This is a genomic window from Tatumella sp. JGM118 (genome assembly GCF_018257515.1).
GTDB lineage: Bacteria > Pseudomonadota > Gammaproteobacteria > Enterobacterales > Enterobacteriaceae > Tatumella > Tatumella terrea.
In genome coordinates this window covers 66,937-88,079 of the sequence record NZ_JAERJR010000003.1, presented here as the reverse complement: position 1 = coordinate 88,079, position 21,143 = coordinate 66,937, and the positions used below count along the sequence as shown (strand labels likewise).

Here is a 21,143-nt window from a genome sequence, read left to right as displayed (position 1 = left end):
ATCAGCCCCGTGATCAGTAATATCTCAGGCTCAATGCTGTTACTCAGAAGGTCGGTTTGTTGCCTGATGACCTGTCTATGGGTATATAAAACAGGCGAGGTGTGCCGGTTAAAATATCGCCTCACCCAGATTAAACATTGGCAGATACATACCGATGACAATGCTGCCGGTAATCAGCCCCGTGATCAGTAACATCGCAGGCTCAATGCTGTTACTCAGAAGATCGGTTTGTTGGCTGGCTTCAGTTTCAAACCACCGGGCCAGCCGCATAAAAACCACATCCAGGGTACCCGTTTGTTCCCCTGAGCGGGCCAGCAGGTAACATATCGGCGGGAAACCGGGCTGGTCATTCAGACCGGCCGAGAGAGGAAACCCCTGTTCAATATGATGACGCAGTGCGGTCAGTGCCTGTTGCCAGAAAGGTGTGGCAAACACATTCTCTGCTATCTGCAATCCTTCACTCAGGGGTAATCCGGAACGCTGGGTCAGTGCCAGAATATCGAAAAGTTGCGCCAGTATGGTAAATTGCCACAATCTGCCCGCTAACGGCAGACGTAATAAAAAACGCTGGCCTGCCAGTACCCGGGCCGGTTTTTTTTTGCATCTCATAACCCCGAGACACCCCGCCATCACCATCATCAGCACCAGCGGCAGGGAATGTAACAAAGACTGCGAAAAACCGATCAGACACCGCGTAAAAGCGGGCAGAGGGGTGTTAGCCGAACGATAGATAGCGGCAAACTCCGGTAAAATCCACAGTAACATCCCGAGGCTTATCACCGCCGCCAGCAGAAGAACAAACAGCGGATATCTCAGTGCTTTAATAAGCTGCTGCTTCAGCTGTCGTTGTTTTTGCTGCTGTGCCGCCAGATTTTTACAACAATATTCCAGCTGGCCGGTCTGTTCGCCGGTTCGTATCATCGCTATGCAGAGGGGTGGAAAAATGCCAGGCCAGTGACTGAGTGCCGACGAAAAGCTGATCCCTGACAGGATTTGCTGCTGTAATTGTTCCAGTAACGATCGCCATGCCTTCGCCGGATGCCCGCCTGCCAACAGAAGCAAGCCTTCTGACAGCGGCAGTCCCGCCTGAAGTAACATGCCTGTCTGGCTGAAGAAGACAATCCGCTCCTGACGCAGCCAGTAGCGCGATGAATAACACTTTTTTCGGGTGATTTTCAGCGGGAGTAAGCCCTGACGAAACATCATCTCCTGTAACTGACGGGGGTTATCTGCCAGCATGTCGCCCTGGCAATGAAGTCCGTCAGGATCGATAGCCTGCCAGTGAAACAGACAGTAATTACTCATCGCTTCCCCCGGTAACACGCAGTACCTCGGCCCAGGAGGTCTCAGCGCGGCTGACAGCATTCAGTCCGGATACGAATAGCGGCTGCATGCCCTGCCGGGTGGCAATCACTTTTAATTCCTGCGAGGAAACATTGGCAGCGATGGCCTGGTGCAAATCCCCCGTCACGGCCAGTATTTCAAAAATAGCGAAGCGACCATAATAGCCGCCAAAGCAATGGTCACATCCCTCTGCCAGCCAGTGAGGAATGGCGGGACGCTGCAGGCCGGGCGGACAGGGCAGTTTGTCGTCTGCCAGGCGACGACAGTGCCGGCAAAGCCTGCGAACCAGCCGCTGGGCGATGACTAACCGCAGGGATGCTGCCAGCAGATACCCGGCAATCCCCATCTGGCGCAAACGGGTCACGGCTTCCGGGGTCGAATTCGTGTGCAGTGTGGAGAACACCAGATGACCGGTCTGAGCTGCTTTCACGGCAATGTCTGCCGTTTCGTTATCCCTGATTTCTCCGATCATAATGACATCCGGGTCCTGGCGTAGCAGTGCGCGCAGAATACGGGCGAAGTCCAGCCCGGCCCGGGTATTGATTTGTGTCTGATTAATGCCGGGCAGAGTCATTTCTATCGGGTCTTCCACCGTGGAGAGATTTTTATCCGGGGTATTCAGGGCATTCAGCAGGCTATACAGGGTAAAGGTTTTACCGCTACCAGTCGGCCCGGTGACCAGGATCATGCCCTGCGGTTGCTGTAATACGGCCAGTAACTGAGCCAGTGCCTCTGGATCCAGCCCCAGCTCTGCCGGTGTCAGGGCGGTGGACAGCGTCTGCAGACGCCTGAGCACGACTTTCTCTCCGAATTGTGTTGGCAGGGTCGACAGGCGGAAGCTCTGCCGCTCACCGCCACTTTCACCGCTAAGCTGACCATCCTGAGGCAGGCGGTTTTCAGCAATATCCACCCCGGCCAGAATTTTAAATCGGGCAATCAGTGAGTTCGCCGGGCAGGGCAGGGCGAGCGGGCAGGGGGTTAGAATACCGTCGATTCTCAGACGGGCCCGTATCCCTTGTGGCGTCGGTTCAATATGAATATCAGAGGCCCGCAAACGGACCGCCAGATCCAGCAGTTGCCCGGCAATCTCCGGTATATTACCGCTCTCAGGGGGGCCGGCGGCGGGAGGGGATGGCGCAGAGTCTGGCTGCTGACGGAAAGCTTCAATACGGGCTAACGGCCAGAATTCGAAACTGACTTGTCGCTGGCTGGTAAAGCGCAAGGATTCGATCATCTCTTCTGCTGGCAGCGCCGTGACTGCCAGCCTGAGCTGCGTGGCGTCCAGTGACAGGATGCAGGCGGGGATCTGCCGGCATAAATTATCCAGCGAGGGTGGGATCATAGCTCCTCCTGCTCATCAGCAAACCTGAATTGTGATCGGCAATTGTTGAGCAACAGCCGGTTGTCACTCAGGCATCGCCTGGTCCAGGAAAACTCACCCTCCTGTGCATTCCAGTGAGGAAGCAGTTCGACCGTTAAACCTTTCAACGTCTCGCTGCCGGTGAGTGTCATTTTACCGTCGCTGACCTGCAGGCGTGCGGTGTAACGGGACCCTTTTACTGCGGGGATACCGAAAGTTTCTGCATTGCACCCCTGGCTGGTTCCTTTCTCCATACTGCACAATTCAATCGCGGTTTTATACGGCAGCATGAGTTGCAACATATCGGTAATAGCGGCTTTTTGCAGATAGTTCTGGTACGCCGGTAACCCGATAGCACTGAGGATGGCGATAATAGCGATGACGATCATCAGCTCAATCAGGGTAAAACCTTGCTGTTTTTCCATAGTCACTCTCCTTGCGATAAGCAAAGAAGAGTAAGACATTATGCTGGCGGGATGAGGGGCTGCTTACCGGCACTCAGGAAGCGGCATCCGGCATTTTATTCGTTTTTTCATCGCAGGCAGAAAAGATGCGGGCCGCTATCCGTCATACAGAAACCGGCCCGGAAAGGTTATGTGCTGGCAGGTAAAAACTGCAGAGAGATATCCAGAGGCTGTGGCCGGCTCAGGAGTGCACTGGCAGCAAGGTAATCTGCACCGGTCTGTGAAAGCGCCGGCAGATGCTGACAGGCATTTTGTCCGCCGATGACCAGCATCGGTAACACCTGTTGTCTGTGACGTTCAGCGACCGCCGCATTGATTTCCGGTAGCGTGAAATTATGCAGCAGGATAAGGTCCGCCCCGGCGATCAGTGCCTGTGAGAATTGCGTCAGGGAGGTCACTGTGACTTCCACCGGGCGGTCGGGATCAATCCAGCGGGCATTTTCTATCGCCGAAACCACGGAGCCACAGGCGATAATATGGTTTTCGTTAATGGGGATCAGGTCGCTCAGGTCCAGCCGCTGTGTCGTGTGATCACCGCAGAGCAGCGCATATTTGACTGCGTTACTGACCCCGGGCTGAGTATTCAGGGAATCAATTGCGCGGAATGACGTCTCCGCCAGCTGACTCAGACTGTGGCTAAAGCGGGTTGAAATTCCGGATAATGTCTGTAAAAAATGCAGAAGCGTCGTTTCTGCACTGAGCAATACGCTGGCGGGGCCGCTCAGGGTGGCCAGGATTTGCCCCTGATGGATAGCCCCGGCATCGCTGGTATGCCACTGCAACGTTATGTCAGGGCTCATCTGCTGAAGCACCGTCTCTGCCCAGGCTTTACCGCAGAAGATACCGTCCTGATGACTGATGAGCTGAGCCTGACTGCGCTGCGTTTCGCTGACCAGCCGTGTCACCAGCGGATGGTCCGGGTGCTGCCGGCCGGCCGGCGCATTTTGTAATGCCTGCTTAACGAGCGCCGGTATGTCGTTGCTGACGCGTTCGAGTAGCTGTCGTTTGCAGTGTTCTGAGGCAGTATGGCTTACGGGCATGGGGCTGTTTGCTCCTTTAGTCACAGGAGTAAATACTGTAGCCTGAAGTGTCATGACTCTCCAGCCGAATAGCGTAACCAGTTGAGTCATCAGGCCTGCCGGGGGACCCCGTCAGCCTGAGAGTCACTGGTACCTGACCCGGAGAAGCAATATCATGATAACTCTTATGTTATTCTCGACCTTATGCAGGGAAACATGACCATATGAAACTTGAATCTGGCTGGCTGACAACGGCAAGAAAAGTCCCTTCAGCGCATTTTAACGAGCGCCCTGAAGAGGTGTCACCCTGGCTACTGGTGATCCATAATATCAGCCTGCCGCCGGGGAAATTTGGCGGACCCTGGATAGAGCAGCTCTTTACCGGCACCCTTAATCCCGACGATGACCCCTATTTTGAAGGGATAGCGGCGCTGAAAGTGGCTGCACATTGCCTGATCCGACGCGATGGTGAAATTGTGCAATATGTGGCTTTTGATAAGCGGGCCTGGCATGCAGGACAGTCCTCGTATCACGGGCAGGACAATTGTAATGATTTTTCTATCGGTATTGAGCTGGAGGGCACGGATACCCTGGCGTATACCGGGCAGCAATACGCTTCTCTGTGTCAGATAACGCGTCTTCTGATGCAACATTATCCGATAAACACTGACGATATTACCGGGCACAGTGATATAGCCCCCGGACGTAAGACGGACCCCGGCGAGGCATTTGACTGGCAGTATTACCGGCAACAACTGCAGGCGATAACCGGCGAGCAGGCCGGACTGAAATAAAATAAGGGCTGGAAAGAATGACGTTATTTACATTGTTACTGGTGTTAGGCTGGGAGCGGTTATTTAAATTCGGTGAACACTGGCAACTGGAGCACCGGATACGGCCGGTTTTCCGTGGCCAGACACACTTCTCGATGATTCGTACGACCGGTATGGCGATTCTGGCGATGCTGATCACGCTGGTACTGGTGTTAAGCCTGCGGGGGGTATTCTTCGGTGTGCCATCGTTACTGTTGTGGGTCGTGGTCGGGGTACTCTGTATCGGCGCCGGGGTCACGCGTCTGCACTATCATGCCTACCTGAAATCGGCCAGCGTCGATGATCAGGCGGCCCATCAGGCGATGGCTGAAGAGTTGAGTCAGATCCATGGGTTGCCGGACACCGCAAATGAGCGGGTGTATCTGCGTGAATTACAGAATGCCCTGCTGTGGATTAACTACCGCTTCTACCTTGCGCCGCTGTTCTGGTTCGTGGTCGGGGGACCGTGGGGGCCGGTAACTCTGGTCGGATATGCCTTCTTACGTGCCTGGCAAGGCTGGCTGGCGGCTCACCAGACGGCGGCCGAACGTGAGCAGTCCGGCGTGGAGAAATTACTGTTTGTGCTGGATTGGATCCCTGTACGCCTTGCCGGTGTGGCTTATGCGCTGTTAGGGCATGGCGAAAAAGCCTTACCCGCCTGGTGGAAATTTCTCAGAGATGTGCGGCATACCCCGTATCAGGTCCTGACCCGCCTGGCCCAGTTTTCTCTGGAACGGGACCCCTGTACGGATAAAGTAGAAAAACCCCGTATGGCGGTAGCGCTGGCGAAACGCATCACCCTGGTGCTGGTGGTGGTGGTAGCGCTTCTGACCATTACCGGCACACTGCTCTGACCGGACACTGAGGATAAACAACAAGGGCGCAGTCAGATCTCTCTCTGCTGCGCCCTTTTTTATGGCTGCATGAATGATCAGGCCGGACGTTTTTTGGTCCTGAATAGATACCCGATAGCCAGAATAACCAGCCAGACAGGGATCAGCCACACAGACATCGCCATTCCCGGGGTCATGACCATAATGACCAGAATCGCCGCCATAAACAGCAGGCAAATCCAGTTACCCAGCGGGTAAAGAAGCGCTTTAAAGCGTGTATTGACACCCTGTCGCTCTTTCGCTTTACGGAATTTGAGATGCGCCAGGCTTATCATCGCCCAGTTAATCACCAGTGCAGAAACCACCAGCGACATCAGTAAGCCAAAGGCTTTTGCCGGCATCAGGTAGTTGATCAGTACACCGATAGCAGTTGCCACAGCGGACAGACCCAGAGCGACATAAGGCACCCCACGGCGGTCGACCTTCAGTAGCGCGCGCGGACCGTTGCCCTGTTTCGCCAGCCCGTACAGCATACGGCTGTTACTGTAGACGCAACTGTTATAGACAGAGAGGGCCGCCGTCAGTATCACAATATTCAGCGCATTCGCGACCAGACTGTCACCCAGTTCATGGAAGATAAGCACAAACGGGCTGCCACCTTCGACCACTTTAGTCCATGGGTAGAGTGATAGCAGAATAGTCAGTGAACCGATGTAAAAGATCAGAATACGGTACAACACCTGGTTAGTGGCTTTAGGAATGCTGCGCTCCGGATTATCGGCTTCTGCTGCAGTGATCCCTACCAGTTCAAGCCCGCCGAAGGAGAACATAATGACCGCCATCGACATCACAAGCCCGGAGATACCGTGAGGGAAAAAGCCCCCGATGGCCCAGATATTCGATAAAGAGGCTTCAGGCGCGCCATGGCCGCTGAATAACATCCAGCCACCAAACAGGATCATACCGATGACGGCAACGACTTTTATGATAGAGAACCAGAACTCCATCTCACCGTAGACCTTCACGTTGCTCAGGTTGATGGCATTGATCAGCACAAAGAAGACGGCCGCAGACACCCATGTCGGAATTTCCGGCCACCAGTACTGAATATAGACGCCGACCGCGGTAAGCTCGGCCATGGCCACCAGTACATAGAGCACCCAATAGTTCCAGCCGGAAGCGAACCCTGCAAAGCTTCCCCAGTATTTATAGGCGAAATGACTGAATGACCCGGCGACCGGCTCTTCTACCACCATTTCACCCAGCTGGCGCATGATCAGAAAGGCGATAAACCCACCGATAGCATAGCCCAGCAGAACAGAAGAACCGGCCATTTTGATGGTCTGAGCGATCCCGAGAAACAGGCCCGTACCAATGGCACCCCCCAGAGCGATTAGCTGGATATGACGATTTTTCAATCCCCGCTTCAGCGTGTCCTCTTGCTGCTTTTCCATAAAAAACCTCTTAATCATCTACAGAACTGCGTTCCACGGGTGACGGAATGCAGTGATTTATAGTGCTTTCGTTATTATTTTACCTGTCCGTAACAGCACAATACTGCCGTCTGTCCGCGGATCAGAATAGTGATAAGTCATACGCTTTGCACCTTGCTTTTGTTGTTTCGTGCTTAAAAAAACCTGTCTGCGCAAATGGGCACGGTTCCATCCGGGGGTGGCGGGAAAAACAGGGGAGTTAACCTCCGCGACGACGGGCGGAAGAACAGCAGGAAATCCGGACTAAAAAGGCTGATGACGTTGATGGTAAAGCAAAAATCGCATATTTACGGAATTTGATCCTGATGCAAAGCCGGCACGGGTATATGGACAGCGGGTAAATAGTTTGTTACTTTTAGCGCCCGTATTTTGCTAATTGGTAATACCAATTATCCGGCACAATGACAGGAATAAATTAACCACTGTGATGGCGTACAGCAAAATCCGACAACCTAAGCTGTCAGACGTGATTGAGCAGCAACTGGAGTCGCTGATTATGGAAGGCTCATTGTGTCCGGGAGAACAACTTCCCCCGGAGCGCGAGCTTGCCCGTCAATTTGATGTTTCGCGTCCTTCCGTACGTGAGGCAATACAGCGCCTGGAAGCCCGGGGGTTATTGTCGCGCCGTCAGGGCGGCGGAACCTTTGTGCAGACGGCTCTCTGGCAAAGCCTGAGCGACCCGCTGGTCGGTATCCTGGCGAATTCCCCTGAATCCCGTTTTGATTTACTGGAAACCCGGCATGCGCTGGAGGGGATAGCGGCTTACTATGCAGCCCTGCGGGGGACGGAAGAAGATTTAGCACGTATCCGTGCACATCATCTTCGTATTCAGCAGGCACAGGATAGCGGTAACCTGGATGCCGAAGCCGATGCCGTCATTAAATATCAAATAACCGTCACCGAAGCCGCCCATAATATGGTGCTATTGCACCTTGTGCGTGCCATGGGGCCGTTGCTGGAACAAAATGTCCGGCAGAATTTTGAAACACTCTACCTACGACGCGATATGCTAGCGAAAGTGAGTGGACACCGCGCCAGAATTTTTGAGGCGATTATTGCACGTGAGCCGGAAAAAGCCCGTGAAGAATCACACTCGCACCTGGCGTTTCTTGAGGAAATATTGCTGGAAAGAAGCCGGGAAGAAAGCCGGCGGGAACGTTCGTTAAGACGTCTTCAGCAACGCAAGGGTTAGGCACATCAAGGTATGTGCAATTATGAAGTGCTTATCTGCGTTGTACCCAAACCGAGTTGTACAGATAAGCTACTCAAAATTCAACGTATTAGACACAGATAAGGAATAGCCCCATGTCAGAACGTTTACCTAATGACGTGGATCCGATTGAAACCCGCGACTGGTTACAGGCGCTCGAATCGGTCATCCGTGAAGAAGGTGTTGAACGCGCTCAGTACTTAATCGATCAGGTACTTGATGCGGCTCGCAAAGGTGGTGTCAGTGTGGCTGCCGGCGCATCTGCGCAGGACTACATCAATACTATTTCCGTCGAAGATGAACCGGAATACCCGGGGAACCAGGCACTGGAGCGGCGTATTCGTTCAGCTATTCGCTGGAATGCGATTATGACGGTACTGAGAGCGTCTAAAAAAGATCTGGAACTGGGCGGCCATATGGCGTCTTTCCAGTCTTCTGCCACCGTTTACGAAGTGTGTTTTAACCACTTCTTCCGCGCCCGTACTGCGCAGGATGGCGGCGACCTGGTCTATTTCCAGGGGCACATCTCACCAGGTATCTATGCCCGTGCTTTCCTGGAAGGGCGTTTAACCGAAGATCAGTTAAACAATTTCCGTCAGGAAGTTCACGGTAAGGGGCTCTCTTCTTATCCGCACCCTAAACTGATGCCTGATTTCTGGCAGTTCCCAACGGTTTCTATGGGGCTGGGGCCGTTATCGGCAATCTATCAGGCAAAATTCCTGAAGTATCTGGAACACCGTGGTCTGAAAAAGACCTCGGCGCAAACCGTGTATGCCTTCCTGGGCGACGGTGAAATGGATGAACCGGAATCCAAAGGGGCGATCACTATCGCAACCCGTGAAAAACTGGATAACCTGGTATTCATTATTAACTGTAACCTGCAACGTCTGGATGGACCGGTCACAGGTAATGGTAAAATCATTAATGAACTGGACGGTATCTTTACCGGTGCCGGCTGGGAAGTGATCAAAGTCATCTGGGGCGATCGCTGGGATGAACTGCTGCGTAAAGACACCAGCGGTAAGCTGATTCAGCTGATGAATGAAACTGTTGACGGTGACTATCAGACCTTTAAGTCAAAAGACGGTGGCTATGTACGTGAGCACTTCTTCGGAAAATATCCGGAGACGGCGGCGCTGGTCAAAGATATGTCCGACGATGAGATCTGGGCACTGAACCGTGGTGGTCATGATCCGAAGAAAGTTTATGCGGCCCTGAAAAAAGCGCAGGACACCAAAGGCAAACCGGTACTGATCCTGGCGCATACCGTCAAAGGCTATGGTATGGGTGAAACCGCGGAAGGTAAAAACATCGCCCACCAGGTGAAGAAAATGAACATGGATGGCGTGCGCTATATCCGTGACCGTTTCAATGTGCCTGTCAGTGATGAGCAGCTGGAAACCCTGCCGTATGTCACCTTCGACAAAGGGTCGGAAGAGTATCAGTATCTGCATGGTCAGCGTGAGAAACTGGGAGGCTATCTGCCAAGTCGTCAGGAGACGTTCACTGACAAACTGGAGATCCCGGCACTCGACGAATTTAAATCGTTGCTGGATGAGCAGAGCAAAGAAATTTCCACCACTATCGCCTTTGTGCGCGCGCTGAATGTGATGCTGAAAAATGCATCGATTAAAGATCGTCTGGTGCCGATCCTCGCCGATGAAGCGCGTACCTTTGGTATGGAAGGTCTGTTCCGTCAGATTGGTATCTACAGCCCGAACGGTCAGCAGTACACACCGCAGGACCGCGAGCAGGTGGCTTACTACAAAGAAGACGAGAAAGGCCAGATCCTGCAGGAAGGGATCAACGAACTGGGGGCCGGGGCATCCTGGTTAGCCGCGGCGACATCGTACAGTACTAACAACCTGCCGATGATCCCGTTCTATATCTATTACTCCATGTTTGGTTTCCAGCGTATCGGTGATCTCTGCTGGGCCGCCGGTGATCAGCAAGCCCGTGGCTTCCTGGTAGGCGGAACGTCCGGACGTACCACGCTTAACGGTGAAGGTCTGCAGCATGAAGATGGTCATAGCCATATTCAGTCACTGACTATTCCTAACTGTATCTCTTATGACCCGGCCTACGCGTATGAAGTCGCGGTAATTATGCATGACGGCCTGGAGCGGATGTACGGCGACGCTCAGGAAAATGTGTATTACTACATTACGACCCTGAACGAAAACTACCATATGCCGGCGATGCCGGAAGGTGCGGAAGAAGGTATCCGTAAAGGGATCTACAAACTGGATACCCTGCAAGGCAGCAAAGGTAAAGTCCAGTTACTGGGCTCCGGTTCTATCCTGCGCCATGTCCGTGAAGCCGCAGAGATCCTGTCCAAAGAGTACGGTGTTGGCTCCGATGTTTACAGTGTGACATCCTTTACCGAGCTGGCCCGTGATGGTCAGGACTGTGAGCGCTGGAATATGCTGCATCCTACCGAAGAGCCTCGCGTGCCTTATATTGCTCAGGTCATGAGTGAGGCCCCGGCCGTCGCGTCGACCGATTACATGAAACTGTTTGCTGAGCAGGTTCGTAACTATATCCCTGCCAGTGATTATCGTGTGCTGGGTACGGATGGCTTTGGTCGCTCTGACAGCCGTGAAAATCTGCGTCATCATTTTGAAGTCGATGCTTCGTATGTGGTGGTTGCTGCTCTGGGTGAACTGGCTAAACGCGGTGAGATGGATAAAAACGTGGTCGCTGAGGCGATACGTAAATTTGATATCCATGCTGATAAAGTCAATCCGCGTCTGGCGTAAGAGGTAATTATTGATGGCAATTGAAATCAACGTTCCGGATATCGGCACCGATGAAGTCGAAGTGACGGAAATCCTGGTCAAAGTGGGTGATAAGGTTGACGCCGAACAGTCACTGATCACGGTTGAAGGGGACAAGGCATCGATGGAGGTGCCTTCACCTCAGGCCGGTGTTATCAAAGAAATTAACGTCGCCACCGGCGATAAAGTGGCTACCGGCTCGCTGATTATGATCTTCGAGGCGGCGGAAACCGAAGCCCCGGCCGCGAAAGCGGCGGACACTGCGCAGCCCCAAGCCGCAGCTGCCCCGGCAACCGGTACCCGTGAAGTCAATGTTCCGGATATCGGCGGTGATGAAGTGGAAGTCACCGAAATTCTGGTGAAAGCCGGAGACACGGTTGAGGCTGAGCAGTCTCTGCTGACTGTCGAAGGTGATAAGGCTTCCATGGAAGTGCCTGCACCTTTTGCCGGTAAAGTGAAAGAGATCAAAGTGACGACCGGCGATAAAGTCAGCACCGGGTCGCTTATCATGGTCTTTGAAACGTCGGAAGGCGACGCAGCTCCGGCAGCAGAAAATGCTGCCCCTGCGGCAGCTCCGGCAGCCCCGGCCAGTGAAGAGAAGACTCTGCAGGTGCCGGATATCGGCGGTGATGAAGTCGAAGTGACCGAAATCCTGGTGAAGGTCGGTGATAAGGTTGAAAACGAACAATCACTGATCACCGTTGAAGGTGATAAAGCCTCCATGGAAGTTCCGGCACCGTATGCCGGTACGGTTAAATCCATCAGCATTTCCGTCGGCGATAAAGTCAGCACCGGCACACCGATGATGGTGTTTGAAATTGCCGGCAGTGCGCCGGCAGCTACCCCGGCGTCAGCGCCTCAGGCAGCCCCGGCCCCTGCCGCAGAAAAAGCGCCTGCACCGGCGCAGAATACGGCTAAGCCTGCGGCGACCCCGGCGAAGAGTGACTTTGCCGAAAATGAGGCGTATGTCCATGCCACCCCGGTGATCCGTCGTCTGGCCCGTGAGTTCGGGGTTAACCTGGCGAAAGTCAAAGGGACCGGCCGTAAAAACCGTATTCTGCGAGAAGATGTGCAGGCGTACGTGAAAGAGGCCGTGAAGCGTGCAGAGAACCCTGCCTCCGGTGCGACAGCACTGCCGGGTATGCTGCCATGGCCGAAGGTAGACTTCAGCAAGTTTGGTGAGATTGAAGAAGTCGAACTGGGACGTATTCAGAAACTGTCCGGCGCTAACCTGAGCCGTAACTGGATGATGATCCCGCACGTCACGCATTTCGATGAAGCAGATATCACTGAACTGGAAGCGTTCCGTAAGCAACAGAATGTGGATGCTGAAAAGCAGAAACTGGACGTAAAAATCACGCCGGTCGTGTTTATCATGAAAGCCGTGGCGAAAGCGCTGGAAGCCTTCCCGCGTTTCAATAGTTCGATTTCTGAAGATGCGCAACGTTTAACGCTGAAAAAATATATTAATATCGGGGTCGCGGTCGATACCCCTAACGGGCTGGTGGTTCCGGTATTCCGTGACGTGAACAAAAAAGGCATTATTGAGTTATCCCGCGAGCTGATGGATATCTCGAAAAAAGCCCGTAACGGAAAACTCACCTCCGGGGATATGCAGGGCGGATGCTTCACCATCTCCAGCCTTGGCGGACTGGGAACCACGTCGTTCACACCGATTGTGAATGCGCCGGAAGTGGCTATCCTGGGCGTTTCAAAATCGGCGATGAAACCGGTCTGGAACGGTAAGGAATTTACACCGCGCCTGATGTTGCCGTTGTCGTTATCGTTTGACCATCGGGTGATCGATGGGGCCGATGGTGCGCGGTTTATCACTTATATTAATCAGGTACTGTCAGACATTCGTCGTCTGATTATGTAAGACAGGTGAGGCCGGTGATAACCGGCCTCATTCCTGTACCGAACGTATCAAGGTGTTTGCATTGGGCATGATGCATCCTGCCGGAAGAGAGTTTACGCCGTTAACGACCGTCACCGCAGGTGACATTGCCGGACACAAAGCCGTTTGCAGTTCGTTAACAATTATGTAAACTCTTGCGCTAAATACGTCGGGTGGTTTGCGGACGTTATCCATGATAACAACTGACGTCGGACTGCCGGACAGTCAAATAAGAGGTCATGATGAGTACAGAGATTAAAACCCAGGTCGTGGTACTTGGTGCAGGTCCTGCAGGCTACTCCGCCGCTTTTCGTTGTGCTGACTTAGGACTGGAAACGGTTCTGGTTGAACGCTACAGCACCCTCGGCGGTGTTTGTCTGAACGTAGGTTGTATCCCTTCTAAGGCGTTACTGCACGTCGCTAAAGTTATCGAAGAAGCTAAAGCCCTTGAAGCTCACGGCATCGTGTTCGGTCAGCCGAAAACAGATATCGACAAAGTCCGTACCTGGAAAGAGAAAGTCATCACTCAGCTGACCGGCGGACTTGCCGGAATGGCAAAAGGCCGTAACGTTAAAGTCGTGAACGGTTTCGGTAAATTTACCGGAGCGAATACGCTGCAGGTTGAAGGCGAAAACGGGACAACAACCATCAGTTTCGATAATGCTATTATTGCAGCAGGTTCCCGTCCGGTACAGTTACCGTTTATCCCGCATGAAGATCCCCGTGTCTGGGACTCTACCGATGCGCTGGCGTTGAAAGAAGTGCCTGAGCGTCTGCTGATCATGGGCGGAGGGATTATCGGTCTGGAAATGGGAACCGTGTATCATGCACTGGGCTCAAAGATTGATGTGGTCGAGATGTTTGATCAGGTGATTCCGGCGGCGGATAAAGATGTGGTCAAAGCCTTCACCCGTCGGATCAGTAAGCAGTTTACGCTGATGCTGGAAACCAAAGTGACCGCGGTTGAAGCCAAAGAAGACGGTATTTATGTCTCGATGGAAGGCAAAAATGCCCCTGCGGAAGCCCAGCGTTATGATGCCGTTCTGGTCGCCATCGGTCGTCTGCCTAACGGTAAGAGCCTGGATGCCGGTAAGGCCGGGGTTGAAGTGGATGATCGTGGCTTCATTCAGGTAGATAAGCAGCTGCGCACCAATGTGCCGCATATCTTCGCTATCGGGGATATCGTGGGTCAGCCAATGCTGGCACACAAGGGTGTCCATGAAGGGCATGTGGCGGCTGAAGTGATCTCCGGGAAGAAACACTATTTCGATCCTAAGGTGATCCCGTCTATCGCGTATACCGAACCGGAAGTTGCCTGGGTTGGTCTGACCGAAAAAGAAGCCAAAGAAAAAGGCATCAGTTACGAAGTCTCTACCTTCCCATGGGCGGCTTCAGGCAGGGCCATTGCGTCTGACTGTGCAGACGGGATGACCAAGCTGATTTTCGATAAAGAATCACACCGTATTATCGGTGGTGCAATTGTCGGCACCAATGGCGGTGAATTGCTGGGCGAAATCGGCCTGGCGATTGAGATGGGATGTGATGCGGAAGATATTGCGCTGACCATTCATGCCCACCCGACCTTACATGAGTCCGTCGGCCTGGCCGCTGAGATTTATGAAGGCAGTATCACCGACTTACCTAACCCTAAAGCGAAGAAAAAGTAACAGGGAAAGGCAGTAAAAAACGGCTCCTCAGGAGCCGTTTTTTTATGGAGTCATACCGTTACCGGGTTAAAACCACTGACCAAAACGGCGGCAGTAAAACTGTTTCACCGACTGACTCAGCAGGCAGTACCCGATCAGGATCAGCAATAACCAGGGGAAATAGCTGAGGGGTAAAGGCTGTAACCTGAAGGTGGCTGCCAGCGGTGAATACGGCAGGGCGATCCCGGCCACCACCACGGCCAGTGTACTTAACAGTACCGGCCAGCGGGCACAGCTCTGCAGGAACGGGATTTTGCGGGTCCGCAGCATATGCACGACCAGGGTCTGTGACAGCAGACCTTCCACAAACCAGCCGGACTGGAACAACGATTGTGCGGCTTCACTGTGTGCAGAAAAGACGTACCACATGACTGCAAAGGTAGCCACATCAAATACCGATGAAATGGGGCCCATCACCAGCATAAAACGCCCGATATTTCCGGCATCCCATTTCCGGGGCTGGGCGACAAACTCTTCATCCATGCTATCCCAGGGTAACAGCATCTGAGACACGTCATAGATCAGGTTCTGCAGCAGCAACTGAATGGCCAGCATGGGCATAAACGGAATAAAGGCGCTGGCAATCAGGACCGAGAAGACGTTGCCGAAATTAGAACTGGCCGTGATATTCAGATACTTAATGATATTCCCAAAGGTCTGGCGACCGATACGGACGCCGTGTTCCAGCACCTGCAGGTCTTTTTCCAGCAAAATAATATCCGCTGCATTCTGTGCAATCTGAGTCGCATTATCCACGGAGATCCCGACATCGGCGGCATGCAGGGCCGCGGCATCATTGATACCATCACCGAGAAAGCCGACGGTATGACCGGACTGTTGCAGCAGTGTCACTATCCGTGTTTTATCCGACGGAGTCAGCCGCGCAAAAATAGTGTGGCTGGCCAGTTGCTGTTTCAGTGACTCATCGTCCAGGGCCGCGATATCCGGTCCCTGTAACGGGACACCGGCAGACAGACGCAGGTCACGGCAAATTTTTGCGGTCACTTCGGCATTATCGCCGGTCAGAACTTTGACCTGAACCCCGCGGGCTTTCAGTGAAGCCAAAGCGCTTTCCGCTCCCTGTTTCACCGGGTCAAGGAAACACAGGATCCCGCACAGTGTCAGATCACATTCATCGTCGTGCCGTAAACGCCGCAGGGAATTTTCTGCAGACAGGGTTTTACTGCCCATCAGAAGCACGCGATAACCCTGGCGGTTTTTCTCTGCCACATATTCCCGGTAATGCTGCAGATGCTCAGAGGTAAGGCTGACCTCTTCTTTACCGGAAAGGACGCGTGTGCAGCGGGCAAGCATCTCTTCGCTGGCCCCTTTGCAGATGAGCTGCTGTCTGCCATGGTCGTCGTAAACCGACACAGAAAGACAACGGCGGGTAAAGTCGAACGGTAATTCATCGGCTTTACGAATATGCAGCAACCGGCGTGCTATCCCCTGCTGAGTGGCATAGTCATTGATGGCACGATCCATCGGATTATTGATGCCCTGCTGCAGGTAACTGTTCAGCCATGCCATTTCAGCCACGCGGATATCGTCGAAGCCATCCGCGGTGAGCGCACCGGCAAGGATAATATTGTCATCGGTCAGGGTGCCGGTTTTATCGGTGCAAAGAATATCCATAGCCCCCAGGTTCTGAATGGCATTGATACGTTTCACCACGACTTTTCTGGACGCCAGGGCCATGGCACCCTTGGCCAGATTCGTACTGACGATCATCGGCAGCATTTCGGGGGTCAGGCCAACGGCTACGGCCAGGGAAAAGAATAGCGCCTCAGTCCATTCACCTTTGGTTAGCCCGTTAATCAGAAAGACAACCGGCACCATCAGCAGCATAAAGCGGATCAGCAGCCAGCTGACGCTGTTGACCCCTTTATCAAAGGCCGTTTTCGGGGCCGCGCCGGAAATCTTCCCGGCCAGTGATCCGTACCAGGTGTCTTCACCCGTGGCGACGACGACGGCGGTGGCTGAACCACTGAGGACGCTGGTGCTCATCAGAGCTATGGCTGGCTGATGCAGGAGTGCCTGCTCACTGATTTCAGTCTGTGACGCTTCGGCATGAACCCGGGCGTGTTTTTCAACCGGGAGCGTTTCACCGGTCAGGACGGACTGATTCAGTTGCAGTGAACTGCTTTCCAGCAAACGCAGATCGGCCGGAACGATGTCCCCGGCGCTAAGCATGACGATGTCGCCGGGCACGATTTCGTGGCGGGGCACAGACAGTACGACAGCGTGATGCTGCTCATCCTGCCGGCGGACATTCACCGTCACTTCTACCAGAGAATTCAGTGCATCTGCCGCTTTGTTGGTCCGGAATTCCTGTACGAAACGGAGCAGGGTACTGAACAGGATCATGCAACTCATAATAATGACGCTGGTCAGATCCGGTTTTTCACCGGCACGAACAGGGATCCAGTAATCCGTGACAAAGCTGACGATAGCCAGCGCCAGCAGCACATAAATAAAAGGATTGTTGAAGGCCTGCAGCCATTGAATAAGGGCCGGCGGTGCTTTTTTTACCGCAATTTCGTTCGGACCAAACTGTGCCTGACGGTCAGCCACCTGTTCAGCGGTTAATCCCTGACTGCCGGCATCGAGTGACGCCAGTGTGGCTTCTGTGCTGGTCGTAATATGGTGGCTGATCAGCCATTCCGGGGTCTGCGGCTGCGGTTTTTCCTGCAGCAGCGGGCGGGTATTTATAATCTGTGTCATCTCAATAGTATCCGCTTTGTGGCTGCCGGCGCGGGGTTACCGGGCGCAGGACAGCAAAAAAAGTGAGATACGTTGCAGCATTGAGGGTCAGGCAGGCGTCCCCCTGCAACGTATATAACGTTGCCTGGTCGGGTCATCGTCCATCTGTGGCTCCTTCATTCAAGAATCCAGGGAAAATCTCTGTGCAAACCGGCACAGTGACGGCTGATACGATTAAAGGGGTAAACCCGGAGGAAAGAGTGCGTGGGTGAACATTTCTGATACCTCGTCTGCGATAAAATAAAGACAGGCGTGGCTCTTCGCGCGCTGTCTGCCAAAGGGGCAGACAAGCAATCTATCTGCCCTTGTACGTTCGGTAACTGTTCAAGGGATAATCCTGTATAAAAAAGGCAGATAAAATATAAGGTTTTTAGCGGATAAGGTAAACCCGCAACTTAAACCACAGTTCAACCGGCGATTTTTATATTGCCTGGAAGGGGCCTGAACCGGCGGCCAGCGTCGGGAAAGGGGTGATTTTTTTTCTTTATGTTTCAGTATGAAGAGTGATAGTTTAATTAATGTATTAGATTTCAGTCGATTAGCATTATGTACGGGCAGTCCTGTTGATTTACAAGAATGTTGACTTTTTGTAAACAGATTAACAACGGATCAGGATACTGATATGCTGCCCAAGCGGACCCGCGCTTTTAATCTCTGCGATAATACTTTTTACATGCAGAGCCATAGTGCCGGAAGCCAATACAATGTGAGTGAGGAGAACGTCGTGCTAGATGAATACCGTAAGCACGTTGCCGAACGTGCTGCTATGGGCATTGTCCCTAAGCCATTAGATGCGCCCCAGACCGCAGCACTGGTTGAACTGCTGAAAACTCCGCCGCAAGGTGAAGAAGAATTTCTGATAGATCTGCTGATAAATCGTGTTCCCCCTGGTGTTGATGAAGCCGCCTATGTAAAAGCCGGGTTCCTCGCGGCTATCGTTAAGGGGGAAGCCACTTCCCCGCTGGTTACGCCTGAAAAAGCGGTAGAGCTGCTGGGCACTATGCAGGGTGGATATAATATCCATCCGTTAATCGACGCGCTGGATGATGACAAACTGGCGGCCGGTGCGGCAAAAGCCCTGTCCCATACCCTGCTGATGTTCGATAATTTTTACGATGTTGAAGAAAAAGCCAAAGCAGGCAATCCCTTTGCACAGCAGGTACTGAAGTCGTGGGCGGATGCCGAATGGTTCCTGTCACGTCCTGAGCTGGCGGAGAAGATCACGCTGACCGTGTTTAAAGTGACCGGTGAAACCAATACCGATGATCTTTCTCCGGCGCCGGATGCCTGGTCTCGTCCTGATATTCCGTTGCATGCGCTGGCGATGCTGAAAATTGCCCGTGACGGCATTACCCCGGACGATGCCGGAAATGTCGGCCCGATTAAACAAATTGAAGCATTACAGGCTAAAGGCTTCCCGCTGGTCTATACCGGGGATGTGGTCGGTACCGGTTCTTCCCGTAAATCAGCCACCAACTCTGTCCTGTGGTTTATGGGGGATGATATCCCTTATGTGCCGAATAAGAAGGGCGGCGGTGTGGTTCTGGGCGGAAAAATTGCGCCGATTTTCTTTAATACCATGGAAGATGCCGGTGCCTTACCGATAGAAGTGGATGTCAGTAACCTGAATATGGGGGATGTCATCGATATTTATCCTTATAAGGGAGAAGTCCGCCGCCATGAGGATAATGAACTACTGGAAACCTTTGCGCTGAAAACCGATGTCCTGCTGGATGAGGTTCGCGCCGGCGGACGTATCCCGCTGATCATTGGCCGTGGTCTGACGGCCCGCGCCCGTGAGGCACTTGCTTTGCCGCACAGCGATATCTTCCGTAAAGCGAAAGATGTGGTGAAAAGTGAGCGTGGTTTCTCGCTGGCCCAGAAAATGGTTGGCCGGGCCTGTGGCGTCGCCGGTATTCGCCCTGGTGAATACTGTGAGCCAAAAATGACCTCTGTCGGCTCTCAGGACACGACCGGGCCGATGACCCGTGATGAACTGAAAGATCTTGCCTGCCTCGGCTTCTCTGCGGATTTAGTGATGCAGTCATTTTGTCATACGGCGGCCTATCCTAAACCGGTGGACGTACAGATGCAGCACACGCTCCCGGACTTCATTATGAACCGTGGCGGGGTCTCTCTGCGCCCGGGCGACGGTATCATCCACAGCTGGCTGAACCGTATGTTGTTACCGGATACGGTCGGTACCGGCGGGGACTCTCATACCCGCTTCCCTATCGGTATTTCCTTCCCGGCCGGGTCCGGACTGGTCGCATTTGCCGCGGCCACCGGCGTGATGCCGCTGGATATGCCGGAATCTGTGCTGGTGCGGTTCAGCGGTAAGATGCAGCCCGGGATCACCCTGCGTGATCTGGTTCATGCCATCCCGTTGTATGCGATCAAACAGGGGCTGCTGACGGTCGAGAAGAAAGGTAAAAAGAACATCTTCTCCGGCCGTATTCTGGAGATCGAAGGCTTACCGGATCTGAAAGCGGAACAGGCTTTCGAACTTTCGGATGCTTCAGCGGAGCGTTCTGCGGCAGGTTGTACGATCAAACTGGATAAAGCGCCGATCATTGAATATCTCAATTCCAATATTGTGCTGCTGAAATGGATGATTGCGGAAGGCTATGGCGATCGTCGTACCCTCGAACGCCGTATTCAGGGCATGGAAAAATGGCTGGCGGATCCGCAGTTACTCGAAGCGGACGCGGATGCAGAATATGCGGCGGTGATCGATATCCCATTGCATGAGATCACTCAGCCTATCCTGTGTGCGCCGAATGATCCGGATGATGCCCGCTGGTTATCGGATGTGCAGGGCGAGGAAATTGATGAGGTCTTTATCGGATCCTGTATGACCAATATCGGCCACTTCCGTGCCGCCGGTAAATTACTGGATAGCCATAAAGGACAGCTGCCTACCCGATTGTGGGTAGCGCCGCCAACCAAAATGGATGCCGCTCAGCTGACGGAAGAAGGCTATTACAGTGTCTTTGGTAAGAGTGGTGCCAGGGTTGAAATTCCGGGATGTTCGCTCTGTATGGGGAACCAGGCCCGTGTGGCCGACGGCGTGACGGTAGTATCGACGTCGACCCGTAACTTCCCGAACCGCTTAGGCAATGGTGCGAACGTTTATCTGGCTTCTGCTGAGCTCGCCGCTGTGGCCGCTCTGACAGGCAAACTACCCACGCCGGAGGAATATCAGCATTTCATGGCAGAGGTGGATAAAACCGCCAGCGATACCTACCGTTACCTGAATTTTGACCACCTGCCCGAATATACTGACAAAGCGAAAGACGTTATTTTTCAGACCAGCGTCTGATTACTGTTAATATAGTCTCAGGCAAAAAAGCACAGCGCAGGCTGTGCTTTTTTTATCCCTGTTCCGTGGCCGTGCTGGCATGGACTACGGAACAGGAGGTCTGTGTCATAGTCTGCCTGCGGCAGCGATAGGTGTTAACAGCA

General features: G+C 53.3%; 13 protein-coding genes. 7 read left to right on the top strand and 6 right to left on the bottom strand.

Annotated elements, in window-relative coordinates; translation table 11 throughout:
* Positions 1-108: 108 nt before the first annotated feature.
* From hofC to JK223_RS04560, 4 genes are all read right to left on the bottom strand, one after another.
* Positions 109-1,305, bottom strand: a complete 1,197-nt coding sequence (gene hofC, locus JK223_RS04575; protein ID WP_212713040.1) for a protein transport protein HofC — start codon at positions 1,303-1,305, stop codon at positions 109-111.
* Positions 1,298-2,686 (bottom strand): ATPase, T2SS/T4P/T4SS family, encoded by a 1,389-nt coding sequence (locus JK223_RS04570; protein WP_212713039.1) that lies wholly within the window; start codon positions 2,684-2,686, stop codon positions 1,298-1,300. Before JK223_RS04570 ends, hofC begins: the two co-directional genes overlap by 8 nt.
* The gene (gene ppdD, locus JK223_RS04565) at positions 2,683-3,129 is read right to left on the bottom strand and encodes a prepilin peptidase-dependent pilin (protein ID WP_212713038.1); all 447 of its coding nucleotides are present in this window, start codon (positions 3,127-3,129) and stop codon (positions 2,683-2,685) included. Before ppdD ends, JK223_RS04570 begins: the two co-directional genes overlap by 4 nt.
* Before the next feature lie 167 nt (positions 3,130-3,296).
* Positions 3,297-4,208 (bottom strand): nicotinate-nucleotide diphosphorylase, encoded by a 912-nt coding sequence (locus JK223_RS04560; protein ID WP_212713037.1) that lies wholly within the window; start codon positions 4,206-4,208, stop codon positions 3,297-3,299.
* A 203-nt stretch (positions 4,209-4,411) separates the two neighbouring features.
* Between JK223_RS04560 and ampD the strand changes: the two genes are divergently transcribed.
* On the top strand, positions 4,412-4,981 hold the full coding sequence (gene ampD, locus JK223_RS04555) for a 1,6-anhydro-N-acetylmuramyl-L-alanine amidase AmpD (RefSeq protein ID WP_212713036.1): 570 nt from the start codon (positions 4,412-4,414) through the stop codon (positions 4,979-4,981).
* Between the two features lie 17 nt (positions 4,982-4,998).
* Entirely contained in the window at positions 4,999-5,853 is an 855-nt protein-coding gene (gene ampE / locus JK223_RS04550) for a beta-lactamase regulator AmpE (RefSeq protein ID WP_212713035.1), read from the top strand.
* A gap of 77 nt (positions 5,854-5,930) precedes the next feature.
* Here the strand turns inward: ampE and aroP are convergent, their stop codons facing one another.
* On the bottom strand, positions 5,931-7,286 hold the full coding sequence (aroP, locus tag JK223_RS04545; RefSeq protein ID WP_212713034.1) for an aromatic amino acid transporter AroP: 1,356 nt from the start codon (positions 7,284-7,286) through the stop codon (positions 5,931-5,933).
* Positions 7,287-7,752: 466 nt separating this feature from the next.
* Between aroP and pdhR the strand changes: the two genes are divergently transcribed.
* The 4 genes from pdhR (at position 7,753) to lpdA (ending at position 14,876) form a co-directional block, all read left to right on the top strand.
* Positions 7,753-8,517, top strand: a complete 765-nt coding sequence (gene pdhR / locus JK223_RS04540; protein ID WP_212713033.1) for a pyruvate dehydrogenase complex transcriptional repressor PdhR — start codon at positions 7,753-7,755, stop codon at positions 8,515-8,517.
* Positions 8,518-8,630: 113 nt separating this feature from the next.
* Positions 8,631-11,294: a pyruvate dehydrogenase (acetyl-transferring), homodimeric type gene (gene aceE / locus JK223_RS04535; protein WP_212713032.1), complete on the top strand. Its 2,664-nt coding sequence runs from the start codon at positions 8,631-8,633 to the stop codon at positions 11,292-11,294.
* Between the two features lie 13 nt (positions 11,295-11,307).
* Positions 11,308-13,191 (top strand): pyruvate dehydrogenase complex dihydrolipoyllysine-residue acetyltransferase, encoded by a 1,884-nt coding sequence (aceF, locus tag JK223_RS04530; protein WP_212713031.1) that lies wholly within the window; start codon positions 11,308-11,310, stop codon positions 13,189-13,191.
* A gap of 260 nt (positions 13,192-13,451) precedes the next feature.
* The gene (lpdA, locus tag JK223_RS04525; RefSeq protein WP_212713214.1) at positions 13,452-14,876 is read left to right on the top strand and encodes a dihydrolipoyl dehydrogenase; all 1,425 of its coding nucleotides are present in this window, start codon (positions 13,452-13,454) and stop codon (positions 14,874-14,876) included.
* Positions 14,877-14,942: 66 nt separating this feature from the next.
* On the opposite strand, the gene mgtA is transcribed toward lpdA, so the two are convergent.
* Positions 14,943-17,639: a magnesium-translocating P-type ATPase gene (gene mgtA, locus JK223_RS04520; protein ID WP_212713030.1), complete on the bottom strand. Its 2,697-nt coding sequence runs from the start codon at positions 17,637-17,639 to the stop codon at positions 14,943-14,945.
* 763 nt (positions 17,640-18,402) lie between these two features.
* Between mgtA and acnB the strand changes: the two genes are divergently transcribed.
* Positions 18,403-21,000: a bifunctional aconitate hydratase 2/2-methylisocitrate dehydratase gene (acnB, locus tag JK223_RS04515; RefSeq protein WP_212713029.1), complete on the top strand. Its 2,598-nt coding sequence runs from the start codon at positions 18,403-18,405 to the stop codon at positions 20,998-21,000.
* Positions 21,001-21,143 lie beyond the last annotated feature (143 nt).